The sequence below is a fragment of the Bacteroidota bacterium genome (assembly GCA_016718825.1).
Classification (GTDB): domain Bacteria; phylum Bacteroidota; class Bacteroidia; order J057; family JADKCL01; genus JADKCL01.
On the sequence record JADKCL010000032.1, the window covers coordinates 1 to 12,247 of the forward strand.

10 protein-coding genes are annotated in these 12,247 nt (G+C 50.2%); 4 read left to right on the plus strand and 6 right to left on the minus strand.

Annotation, left to right across the window (positions count from 1 at the left end; all coding sequences use genetic code 11):
- Together IPN95_24025 and IPN95_24030 are read right to left on the minus strand one after the other, a co-directional pair.
- The coding region (locus IPN95_24025) for a hypothetical protein (protein ID MBK9452435.1) at positions 1–571 on the minus strand (571 nt) is incomplete at its 3' end.
- Positions 572–794: 223 nt separating this feature from the next.
- Complete coding sequence (locus IPN95_24030; protein ID MBK9452436.1) at positions 795–2,393, minus strand: T9SS type A sorting domain-containing protein; 1,599 nt, start codon at positions 2,391–2,393, stop codon at positions 795–797.
- A gap of 147 nt (positions 2,394–2,540) precedes the next feature.
- Between IPN95_24030 and IPN95_24035 the strand changes: the two genes are divergently transcribed.
- Positions 2,541–3,008: a hypothetical protein gene (locus IPN95_24035; GenBank protein MBK9452437.1), complete on the plus strand. Its 468-nt coding sequence runs from the start codon at positions 2,541–2,543 to the stop codon at positions 3,006–3,008.
- Entirely contained in the window at positions 3,005–4,018 is a 1,014-nt protein-coding gene (locus tag IPN95_24040; GenBank protein ID MBK9452438.1) for a hypothetical protein, read from the plus strand. Before IPN95_24035 ends, IPN95_24040 begins: the two co-directional genes overlap by 4 nt.
- Before the next feature lie 516 nt (positions 4,019–4,534).
- Here the strand turns inward: IPN95_24040 and IPN95_24045 are convergent.
- From IPN95_24045 to IPN95_24055, 3 genes are all read right to left on the minus strand, one after another.
- Positions 4,535–4,963, minus strand: a complete 429-nt coding sequence (locus tag IPN95_24045; protein ID MBK9452439.1) for a PD-(D/E)XK nuclease domain-containing protein — start codon at positions 4,961–4,963, stop codon at positions 4,535–4,537.
- A gap of 534 nt (positions 4,964–5,497) precedes the next feature.
- Complete coding sequence (locus IPN95_24050; protein MBK9452440.1) at positions 5,498–7,312, minus strand: T9SS type A sorting domain-containing protein; 1,815 nt, start codon at positions 7,310–7,312, stop codon at positions 5,498–5,500.
- 344 nt (positions 7,313–7,656) lie between these two features.
- Entirely contained in the window at positions 7,657–9,549 is a 1,893-nt protein-coding gene (locus IPN95_24055; GenBank protein ID MBK9452441.1) for a tetratricopeptide repeat-containing sensor histidine kinase, read from the minus strand.
- 460 nt (positions 9,550–10,009) lie between these two features.
- On the opposite strand from IPN95_24055, the gene IPN95_24060 reads away from it, so the two are divergent.
- Both IPN95_24060 and IPN95_24065 read left to right on the plus strand, forming a co-directional pair.
- Positions 10,010–10,642 (plus strand): TetR/AcrR family transcriptional regulator, encoded by a 633-nt coding sequence (locus tag IPN95_24060; protein MBK9452442.1) that lies wholly within the window; start codon positions 10,010–10,012, stop codon positions 10,640–10,642.
- A complete protein-coding gene (locus IPN95_24065) occupies positions 10,639–11,892 on the plus strand; it encodes a glycosyltransferase family 1 protein (GenBank protein MBK9452443.1) in 1,254 nt (417 codons plus the stop codon). Before IPN95_24060 ends, IPN95_24065 begins: the two co-directional genes overlap by 4 nt.
- A gap of 122 nt (positions 11,893–12,014) precedes the next feature.
- Here IPN95_24065 and IPN95_24070 read toward each other — a convergent pair whose 3' ends face one another.
- The gene (locus IPN95_24070; GenBank protein ID MBK9452444.1) at positions 12,015–12,239 is read right to left on the minus strand and encodes a DUF3820 family protein; all 225 of its coding nucleotides are present in this window, start codon (positions 12,237–12,239) and stop codon (positions 12,015–12,017) included.
- Positions 12,240–12,247: the final 8 nt, after the last annotated feature.

The window sequence follows — 12,247 nt, forward strand, 5'->3', positions numbered from 1 at the left end:
TGATCGTTTTGGCAAATTCGAATAAAGTTGGAATGTCTGTCCACTGCTCAGGAATATCGGTGAGGTAGGCCTCCTTTAAGCCAGGATGCTTTCGTGATCCGTAGGCCTCCGAGAATTTGCATTCGATCCCAAACGCTTTGATTTTGCTTTCGGGATCGTTTTGGATCACAACGTCGATGTTGGGATCAAAGCTGAATTTGGAACTGATCTTGAACTTCTGTTCGAAATGAATTTCCTGCGCAGATTGATTGTCTTTGCTGCAAAGGCCTAAAAGGTAGGCGAGCTCTGAAATCGTTTTGTCCTTCCAATAATCAAAGACATTCACGCCAATGGCCGAGGAAGAGTGTACGGCAGACATTTTCGCAGCCTTTGTAGCATTGCCTGTCAATTCGCCGCCATCCCCTTTCTCGATCTCTGCTTTCGTGTCGGGATGCAAATCTTGAAACAAGTTGTCTTGCAGGACGGTCGTATAGGCCTCACGACCTCGGTCGATGGCACTTCCCTGCAAGGCGATTTGGTTTCTTCTTGCCCAGGCAATTTGCTTCGCAAGGATGAATTCGTAGGCATTCATGATGATCCATTTATTGTAAAAACATTCCGGTGCCTGACCGAAGAACCCAGTGCAAAGAATGGTGGTGCACAAAATCGAAGCACCATGTTTTCCCTCCTTGAAACGCGTTTTATCGTTGGGTTGAACAGCGGTTATCAGGACAGTCCTATTTGAATCGCGACAACGACCCCTGTGACAAATACAACATTTATTGGACGGCAAACAAAAGCAAGCCTGCCCCCCCTCACCGCCTCAAAACCCTTCCCCCAAAAGCCTTCCCATCCGCCGCCGTCACCCGATACAGGTACATCCCCGGCTTCCAAACCTCCAGAAAAACCCAGTCTTCGCCGGGGTAAATGACCGTCGATTGCAGCAGTTTCCCTTCCAGGCTGTACAATTCGAATTCTAGTTGGCCGGTGTAGCCGCCGGTGTCGAGGTTGAGGAAGCCGTCGGTGGGGTTGGGGTAAATGCGGACGTGGGTCGGTGCTGCTGTCGAGGGCGCTTGGGGTATAAACTTCGTGGAGAGGCTGGCGATGAAGATGTCGTTGTTGCCGTTGCTCTTGAGCTTTTGGTGGCCCATGGTGACGGTTTGCAGGAAATTTCCGGCCATCCAAAGTGTCGAATCGGTCGCAAAATGGAGGTCTTGGGGGATAGTGGTACCAAAATTTCCGGATTGAATGCTGTGGAGGACGTTTCCGTATTCGTCGAGATGGCTGAGAAATAGTTTGTTCTGGTTTTCGGCGGCAGAATAAAGTTTTTCCGTGCCCATGGTCAGGGAGTCATGAAACGCGCCTAACAGGTAAATGCTGTTGTCGGATGCCACGACCAATTTGCGGGGATTCGGCGCATTCCCTTCGGCATAAGTTTTCAGCCATTCCAAATGGCCGGCGGTGTCCATTCTTGCGACCCACATTCGGTCGCCGCCGGGAAAAATCTGCTGGTCGATTTCGAAGTCGTAGCCTGCGGTTCCAGCCAGGAGAATTCCGCCGTCGGGGGCCCAAGCGGACATCAGGTTGGGCACCTTCCGGATTTGTTTGGCCCAAAGCGTGCTGCCATCCGCGGTCATTTTGATCAGGACATAATTGCGGAAGCCATTGCCTTCGAAGGACATCGTTCCGAAATAGCCCAATCCAGCGAATTGCCCCAGATAATAGATATTCCCCTGGCCATCGCCCACAATTTGGCTGTCCCAAAAATGGTCGTAACATATCCCCTTTTTCAGCCAAACGGAATTGCCAGCGGCATCCACTTTCAATACATAGGCGGCCCGGTCGGCATTGGAAAAAGCACTGAGGCTGCCGAATGTTCCGGTGCCTTCGAAGGTTCCCGTGAGGTAAAGTTGCCCATCTTGCAGGAGGATTCCTTCCGCAAAGTCCACGCCGGCGCCGCCGTAAACGTTGGCCCAGACCAAATTGCCATCGGTGTCGTATTTCGAAAGGGTAATGTCCCAATCGCCAAAGCCCGTCAAGGTCAGGGCGCCGAATTGCGGGTTCTTTTTAGACCCACCCAGGACATAAACATTGCCAGCGGAATCAAGGACAAGTGCGCGCCCACCGTCGTTCTCCGGGCCACCAAAAGTTTGGAGCCACGTCAATTCCTGGTTGGGATTGAATTTCGCCAGGAATCCATCTTGCCCGCCTGCGGATGTGCGGCTTTCACCTGCGATTTCCGTCGTTTCGGAAAACCCACCCAGCACCCAGACATTCCCTGCTTGATCGGAGACGATGCCGGATGCAATTTCATAACCACCGGCGCCAAAGGATTTCGCGTTGGTGAATGACTGTGCCGAGGCGAATGGGATAAGGCCCAAGAGGAGGAAAAGTGCGGTGAGGATCTTTTTCATGGTAGAGGGTGTGGGTGGTAACGTTTTCTTGATGCTCCAAGATAGCAAAATATTTTGGAAGTTGGTGATTGCGACATCGAATGTCCGGCTCCCGGAGGTGACTGCCCCCTCCTTGCAATTCCCGGTCCTTTCCCTAACTTTAGTTCAATGAAACGATTGGCAGGATGGTTGATTTTGGCCGTGTGCTTGGTGGCTTGCAAGGCTCCCAAGGCGCATTATCTCGTCAAGGATGGCGGGTATTGGGACATCGCTTCCATGGAATACCATGTGACGGGGGATTTTACGCTGGACACGGTGTTTACGGATGCGGGCGAGGTTCATTTTGAGAAGCGGAGTCCGGATGAACGGGATGGCGATCTCAAGGAATGGATGCTCGAGGGGTATATGACGGCGCCGGAATTTGCGGTGTTGGATGGGCTGCCGACGTTTTTGGTGACGACGAAATGGTTCAATGCGAGCACCCGAACGGGCATTTCCCCCGGCAACGACATCGGATTCTGGAACTTCGAATTGGAAAAATGGGAAGTCCAGGACCGCACCACCAACAGCATGGAATGGACCTATACCACGTGGGAGGGCGATGAATCCATCACGTATTACCTGGAACGCCGATGAAAAAGTTGCTTTTCCCCCTGTTGCTCGTGCTGCTGATGGCAGGATGCCATTTGTCGGAGGATCCGTCCAAGGCCTTCAAGGATTTGGAGCTGCTGCAATCCATGCCGTCGGCGCAATTCAATTGGCTGCAAAAGGGGAATTGGGTCTTCAATCAAGGGGATTCGATTTGCGCGCAGACGTTTGTGCAGCCCGAAGTTTTTGGTCCCTGCGAAGGAACGGTGCCGAACCTGTTTGCCTATTCGAATTATCTCACCTCCCCCACCGGCGACACGGTGCTGATTTGGAATTCCTCGACGACGTTGGATCCTTATTGCCATGTGCTCGACCTGCGCAATGCCCCGGATGTGATTTATTTGGGCAAATTCCAGCCCAATGGGGTGTACACGACCTGCGCCGGCATCCACAACGGGTATATGTATGCGACGAAGGATGCGCATCTGCTCGGGGTGTATGATCTGTCGCTGTTGGATCCGCAGAATGCCATTTTGGAAGCCGACATGGAAGTGGGTGCCGTAAGCCTCGACGAAATCAACTTTGTGCATGTTGCGGCCTTTCAAGACACATTTGCCTACGTCGGCGGAAATGGAAATCCGATTTATGTCTTGAGCATTGCGGACCCGATTCGGCCAAGGGTGTTGTCTGCGCTCAAGGTTCAACTCAGCAATGGATTGACCGTTTATGGTGGCCATCTTTACAACCGGGGGAATGCGAGCATTGACATTCTATCCTTGAGCGACCCCGCGCATCCGCTTCCTGTGGCGCGCATCGACGAGATTCATTCGAAAGACATGAAATGGCGGGACCGATACCTGTATGCTGTCAGCGAAAGCAGCCTGTATATCTATGACATTGGAACGCCCGCTTCGCCGGTGCTAGTGCGGCGGATCAATGTTCCCGGCGAATTGTTGCTCAAAATTTGGTTGTTTGGGGACTATTTGGTGGTGGCTTCGATTGCGGATGTTGGATTTGTGTCGTACAAGCGGTTGTATTTTTATCCGAATGTGCCGTGAGCTCTGGTTGGTAGGTTGTGGTGCTTTTTTTTTGGGGGGGGGTGACAAAAAACTGTTTGTCGGGAAATTTGTGACTTAACCGTGTTGCCTAAAGAAAGCTGCTTCGACACGCTTTTTCTACGGGATGACCGCACAGCTGTTAATTTTAGCATCTTCGATGCTTTTTCACAGCACTTGGCAGTCATCCGCAGCAGGCGAACCTTTAGACAACACGATTTACAGGCAGAGTTGCCGTTAAGCATTTAAGGATATAATGGAGATTTTACGGTCAACGTTTTATTGGCATTGACAACCACATCCCCTGCCTCAAGCGTCATCGCCTGCGCCAAGACGCACGGCACAAACGCAACCTAGCATCCACCCCAAAGCCCGCATCCAACTGGAAAGTATATCGCAATTACTGGCCTACACAAACCTAAACATGCCGACTCAGCCCACTTGCTCTACCAAAAAATCCCCAACATTCCGCGTCGTGACATCGAACCCGATCACTAGCAAAATCACCTTCTTCCCTGATCACAAATACTTCAAGTGATACGCAAGCGCCTTAATCTGCGCTAGGGCAGACGCTGCAACGCCTAGTTTGAACTCGACGACATAGACATACTCCCCCGCGGTGATCACTGCATCGATTCGGCCATTGCTCGTAAAGACCTCTGCCTGGATGTTGTACCCCAACAATCGCAACACGAGGTAAAACATGCCGTGGTAATACTTCTCCATATTACCGATGCTTGAGTTTTTGGCTGGCTGGATGGGATTGGCGATGTCTGCAAAGAGTGCGATAATGTTTTCCATGAAGCCGTTGACTTGACAACTTTTCAGGTAGCCGTTCATCTTGCGAATGAGGCTGTCGGTGCCTTCTTGGCTCTTTTCGGCAAACTCCGACAGGGGGTGAATGGAAAGCGCATTGGCAACCTCTCGGTTGGGGAAATCGAGGGCCACATATTGTTCCTCATTGTTGCTTTCCTTGATGGTGAGCTAGCCCGTCTGAAACAGCAAGGAGTTGATCTCGATCTTTTCAAGGTCAAACCTGTTGAAGGCGTTGAAGGATATCTCCTTGTGTTGAAGCAATGCGGTCCAAGAAGCTGAAAACTTCCAAGCCGACTTCCTTTAATCCATCGACATGGAACCTTATCCAGTGTAATCGCATTGACCGACTCATTTCGAAATAGGGCAATACCTTCACATTCAATGCAATATCACTTGCTTTTCTTCTTTGCGTCCTTTATGGAATCTAGCTTTGCCTGGTCGGGACTACCTGGTATATGGGGATGGCCATTTGGACTAACATGAACGGAGTCCTTCGGGACACCACCATCGGCACCCACTGACCCCACTCCAATTGCATTGCCATCGATTCGCGTTGTATCCGCGGTAGCCGAATCTGAAGGATGGATTCTTAGGTCCGTTTTTGACGTTGGGTCTTGATTGCCTTGGTTCTTGCATGATCCGAAGACCAATAGCAAGGCCAAAAGATTAATGAACCACAATGATTTTTTCATTTTTCAGTAACGTTGAACGATTCAAAATTTGCAAATAATACGTTCCTGATTCCAGGCCTTCCTGGTTGAACGTGAATACGTTGTGGCCTGAACGGCCTTTTCCAGAATAAAGATGCTGGACAACTTTGCCTAAATTGTCGATGAGCTTGATCTCAAGGTCGGTTTCTTCGTCCAACACAAACTCTAGAGCAAAATGGTTTTGTATTGGATTGGGATAGGCCTTCACTCCTATGGTTGAACCAAGAGGTTCAATGGCTACTGAACCTTGTCCATGAATTTCGGCGATCCACGTATTCCATTTGTTGGAATTCGTACCGTACATGCCATTCATCCATACGGAAGGGGTAGCCGAATTGTGACGACGAGAAATGCCTGTATAGTCGCCCCACCGTTCTTTGGTAGTGGATGTATAGCTCACATAACTATCGCTTGCCTTCACCAAAGTCGAGCCCGAAAAATTCAAGCCATTGTCGCAATTGACGACACGCACCTGCGGGTAGACCGCACTGCTGACGCGCCCAAAGCCAATCATTACCGATAAGTCACTAACTGTGTTGCTGAACGATGCGACAGACGGATAGGAATAATCGAAATTTCCAGATGACCCGTACAAAATAGACTGATTTACGATCGACGAGTTGAGGTTCATACGATTGTAATTGATGCCATTCCAACCATTTCCAATATCCGAATGAAAGACAAAGTGAATATACCCATTCTGGTAAAACCCACTCAAAGCCCTGCAATCGCCATTGTCCAACTGGCAACTAGTGCCCAATTGGTCAGAATCCGCAGCAGGTGAATAGGCTGTGGTAGCAACAGAATAATAGTTGATTACGGGACTACCGGTTCGATCATCAGTCAAGTCATACAAATTCACCGTTGATGCCCCTGAATTATCTGTGGATACCAAAAAAAAGCCTGGCGTAAACGATAGGCCTTGACCATCAGTGACAGGCAATAGCGTAAATGGAGCCCCGGAAAAATTATACCAAAGGGAATAATTGAGCGCACCGCCAGCATAACAACTTGACTTCGTCACTTGATAGGCCACAGCCTGACGGAAGGTGCCAGTATTGCTAAACAAATTGCCCGTCACGCATATTTCATTGTCTGAAATCGCCATCTTCGGATAATCGAACCAAGAAGCATCGCTACGTGGATCGCCTGTAATTTTGTATTTCCACCATCCTCCAGTGGCCGGGTTGTTGGTTTTGGAGAAGAATAGGAAAATATAAGAATTGGATGAGTTTCCACTGCATTCTTGGACAAACATGACAAAGCGGTCTGCCTGCTTGTCATAACTAACTATTGGGTCACAAACATTAGAAATAGAAACATCATTGATAAACGAAGCAAGATCGTTGTAATATAAATTGGTACCTGCGGCATTGTCTATCTCAAGTGTTGCATTGGCCACGCTAACAATGATACCTCCATTTGAAACTGCGATCCCGTTGTCAAGCGGAGAAGATCCGTTGTTCACATTTCCGAGGAAGTTTGTTCCGACCTCTGGCGTCACAGTCGATGTGGATTCAATGCCGATTCCAACATAGGAAGCCCTCTTTACCGCCAGCTTTTCTTCCTTCACGGCCTCAATAAGTTCTTCGTCAGGTGATTGCGGCTCAAATGATTGAAACTTCGTGTACAAGATCGGGCGCCATTTGAGATCAACCGTTTGCGGATTTCCTTCACCTGCACACAGGACTGAATAGCTTTCCGATTTTGCGGCATTGGTTTGTCCTTGGCTTGGGTCAGGATGGATTCTCGTCGCTTGGGCCTGTGCCAATTGCACTAACCCAAAAAGCGAAACGGCATAAAAAAGTAATTTTCTCATTGGATATGAATTAGTTAATCAAAAAAGCGTTGCGAACCATCTTCAGAATAGCATGGCATGAAAATTCTCCAGGCTTTTACTTGCTGACATCCAAAATGCAAACGGTATACATCGCAATCTATCAACCAAGCATCAATTTTGGTCATCAGGAGGGTAGAGCCAATTCACGAAGATACTATAATCCTAGAAAATTCAATTTCTTTATCCAATTGTCGTTTAGGGAAGTAGTGGACACTGCAACATTTCTGTAGCCGTCAGGCAAAGGAGGAGATCACCTCGAAAATCAAACAATCCCCCTACACCGCACCTCTCACCAAAATCTCAAAAACCGTCCCTCCACCCGCCGCTGACCGGTAGGACAGGTTCCCTCCCATCCGTTGTACCGCCAACCTTGCCTTGTACAGGCCCAGGCCAAAATGGCTGGGGGAATTGTTTCCCCGCACAAACATATCAAACAAGTTCTTTTGGATGCCTGCGGGGATACCCGGACCCTGATCCTCTACGGCCATCCGCAATTGGCCACCTTCATTTTGGGCCACAATGCGGACCTTGCCGCTGCCTCCGTAGGCAAGGGCGTTGGCGACGATTTCCCGCACTGCGATTTTTAGAAGGTAACGATCCACTGTGCAGACGGTTCCTGCATTCACCTCCAGCAGAACCGCGGAAGTGTCAACATCAAAGCTGGTTTTCAATTCGGCCAATACCTCCTCGAGGGTATCCTGAAGGTGCAAGGATGCGGGTGCCGAACGATGGTCCCGAATCGATCCGAGCTCACAAATGCTCAAATTCTGCGCATTCAAGCCCTCCATGGTCCGACCGATATGTTCCAAAACGGTTTCAGTGGGCATTGCGCCCGCCTCGGCCAGCCCCAACAGGCCCAGGATCTTGGTGATTGGGCTGCGCAGGTCATGCGAACTCCTGTACAACAGGTCATTCAATTCCTTGTTCGCGATTTCCAGGGCCTGTGTCCGTTCCAGCACTTTCTCTTCCAAACCCGCATTGATGCGTTTGATTTGCTCTTGTTGGTCGTGGAGCAGCCGGTTTGTTCTTCGTTTGTCCAAGTAGGCCACCACCGCCACGATGACCAACAGCAGCAACAGGGCCAGAACCCCGATCAACAGGTTTTGGATCGTACTTTGGCGGTCAATTTTCAGGGCTTTGAATTCATTGTCCTTGTTGAGCAAGGCAATCTCAGCCTGTTTCTTTTCATTTTGGTATTTGCCCTCCATATCCGCCATCGATGCGGAGCTTTGTTCATTGAAGTAGGATTCCACGAGCTCGGTATAGGCATGTTGATGAAAATAGGCCTTCTCCCATTTACCGTTTGCCGCGTAGGCGTTTGCGAGATTGGAATGGATGTTCACGAGACCAGAGGCGCTTTGATGCTCAAGGGCCATTCCATAAGCTTCCTCGCTGTACCGCAAGGCTTCTTTGGGCTGCCCCATTCGGAAGTACATGCAGCCCACATTGTCCAGCAAAAAGGCAGTTGAACTGTAATCCTGAATTGCACGCGTGATCGCGATTCCCTCTTGAAAATAGGCCAAGGCATTGTCAAAATCTTTTTTTTGCTTGTAAATCAGGGCGATGTTGTTGTAGCAGGAATGCAATGCCCGATCGTTTTGCACGGCCTTGGCCAATTCCAGCGCGGTGAAATAATAGTGCAGGGCAGAGTCCAACTTTTCGGCACGATCCATCTGATTCCCTAGTCCCAAATACGTCCAGAACAAGGCAAGCGTATCCCTTTCAGGTTCCAGCAACAGCAATGCCAAGGCCTCTTGCTCATATTGTTGCGCCAAGACCGTGTTATCCGTTTCCAGGTAAATCGTCGAAATGCGGTGTTTGGCTTCCCCCATCGCGCCCGTATCCCTTACCGATTCATAGTACCGCAATGCATTGAACCCCGCCTTCAAGCCCCGGTTATAATAGCCTTTGTTCATATAGGCTCTCGCCAAGATCAATTCTGCATCCGCTTTCAAGTCAGGCAAACCCTCTCCCTCAGCTTTTGCCACGGCAAGCTCCGCCAGACGCATCGAACTGTCCGGGGCAGTCGTCAAGAGACTGTCCGCCTTGGTCAAGAGGGTGGCAATTTTTGCTTTCCCCGCAGCATCAGCGGGTTGGCTCCACAGCAGAGGGACGGTACATCCGGCAAAAACGAGAAAGAAAAGGAATCGGTAATAGCGCGTCTTCATGAATCGGGGACGAAAAGGAGATTGTCCTTACTTCGGCGGCTCAAAATGCCGATTCTTTCGCAATCGGGCAAATTGGGAGGAAAATTGTTGGGGATCGCCGGCTTCTTGCTCTGGAGAATATACCTAGTGCAGTGAGTCCGAAATTACTGTACCGTTGGTATCATCAAGGAAAATTCAAAAGTGCGACTCCGCTGGAGTCGAGCGTCTGTGGTGGTGCAATTTTCTATAAACGTTGGACCCCTCTGGGGTCGTTATACGCTGGCCAGCAATGGTTTTGATCCATTGGGACCCCAGAGGGGTCAAACCTTTATAGCTTAAAAAATCCCCCTGATTCCATCGACCCCAGCGGGGTCGAACCTTGGCCCAAATAGTATTCGGAGATAGTATTGGTATTTTGAAATCGTTCCACTAGTCCATCTCCAATAGCAACCCCCCAACTATTCATGTCACCCCTATTGACATGAATCAATTTCGTGTCTATATTCATGACATGAATATGCAAGGGAGCAGAAAGTACGAAATGAAGGCGCGGTCTGAATCGGCGGCGCAGACGGAAGCGAATATCCTGAAGGCGGCGGGTGAACTTTGGATGAAGTATCCCCTCCACGAGATCACCTTGGAAAGGATCGCCGAAAAAGCGGAGACAACGGTCCGGACAGTTCTCAGAAAGTTTGGTTCGCGCGAAGGGGTGTTTGAGGCGGCGATCGGGCAAGATGTCGCGGGCATCGAGGCCATCAAGGATGCCGCCAAGGTAGGCGACATACCGCTTGCGGTGGACCTGTTGATGCAGGAGTACGAACTGACCGGAGAGGCCGCGGTCCGCACCTTGGCACTTGAGCATACACTCCCGATCATCGCCCAAGTGCTGCAGCATGCCCGCAAGATCCATACGGCCTGGTGTGCACGTGTTTTTGCGCCGTATTTACCCGCGGAATCGGACCCTCATTATCGTCTTTTGCTCGGAATGTATTATGCGTCCACGGATGTGAATCAATGGAAACTGCTGCGCAAGGATTTGGGCTATTCACAGGAAGAAACAGCGCAGATCCTATATCAAAGACTGAATGCAATCACCCAACTAAAAATGTCATGAAAGTCCTTATTGTTACCATCGAAGGTGGAGGAAATGTGCCTCCGGTACTGAATCTCACACAGCAACTCATTCGGAGCGGCCATGCGGTGACGATCCTGAGCGAGCCTTGGTTCAAGGAATTGGTGGAAGGAACGGGAGCAACATTTACTGCCTTCACGGAATATTTTACGAAGACCGACCGCACCCGTGATATGTTCCAGGATTGGAAAAACAAGAACAATGGCTTTGAAAATGTCATCTTCGGTCCGGCTGAGATTGTGGTCAGGGAAACGATCAGGGCCATCCAAGAACATCAACCCGATGTTTTGGTTGCCGACGTGGTGCTTCCTGCTGCCTTGATTGCAGGTGAATCCCAAAAAATTCCATCCGTATGCTTGTTTCACATGCCCGAATATTTGCCCGGTTCCAACCGTCCGCCGGGGGGATTGGGTTTGGTGCCGGGGAAAGGTCTTTTCGGGAAATTGCGGGACAAATTGCTGGGCAAGGTCTTCGACAAGATCTTCAACAAATACCTGCCCAAAATCAATGCGATCCGGAAATCCTTGGACCTCCCTGCGCAAAAGAATGTCGCAGATTTCTTTCGCCATTGTGACCTGCGCCTTATTCAAACGAGCGAAGCCTTCGATTTCCCCATTTTGCCGACGCCGAAGAATGTGGTCTACACCGGCCCTGTGCTCGACGATCCGGATTGGGTGCAGGAATGGCAAAACCCGTTTTCTTCGGGGGACAAAAGACCGCTTGTGGTGGTTGCCATGTCCACGACCTTTCAAAACCAGCAACAGGCTATTCAAAACTGCATCGATGGCTTGGCGCAATTGGATGTACGCGGATTGGTGACGCTTGGTATCGCGATGGAAAATGAAGTCTTCCGCATTCCGGACAATGTGAAGGTCGTCAAGGACGCCTCGCATGCGCAGGTATTCCCGCAGGCGGATTGCGTGGTCACCCATGCCGGCCACGGAACAGTCATGCGCGCCTTAGCCAATGGCGTGCTCATGGTTTGTATGCCCATGGGAAGGGACCAAGGCGACAATTCGGCGAAGGTTGCCTACCATGGAACCGGGATCAAGCTTTCGCCCAAAGCCAGCGCAAACAGCATCCGGAAAGCTGTGCAGCAAATTCTCGATCAACCCAGCTACCGTCACCATGCGAAAAAGCTGGGCGAACGGATTGTGGCCGATTCGAAGAAGGACAATATTGTGGGGGAGATTGAGAAGGTTGGTTCATTGAGCGTTCCCGTCACAGAATAAACATTCATTTTTGAAGTCACCCACGCAAGCTCCCCGAGATTTGCAGACACGCACGTGACAACCATGGGGAATCATTTTTCGACCGTCAACATTCAAAATCGTGATGAATGACGAAGCATGATCTACTTCGGCAAATGGTTCTTGCGTAGCTCGACCAACAAATACTCGAGCCCATTGAGCTTGATTTCATAGAGCAAGCCGAGGAGATGACCGAGGTGCCCGGCGGGGAATCCTTTGGAATGGAACCAAACGAGGTAGTGCTCGGGAAGCTCGCATAAAAGCCGGCCTTTGTATTTGCCAAAGGGCATTTCCATGGTCACAAGTTGGATGAGATCATTTTCCTGCATATTTGACA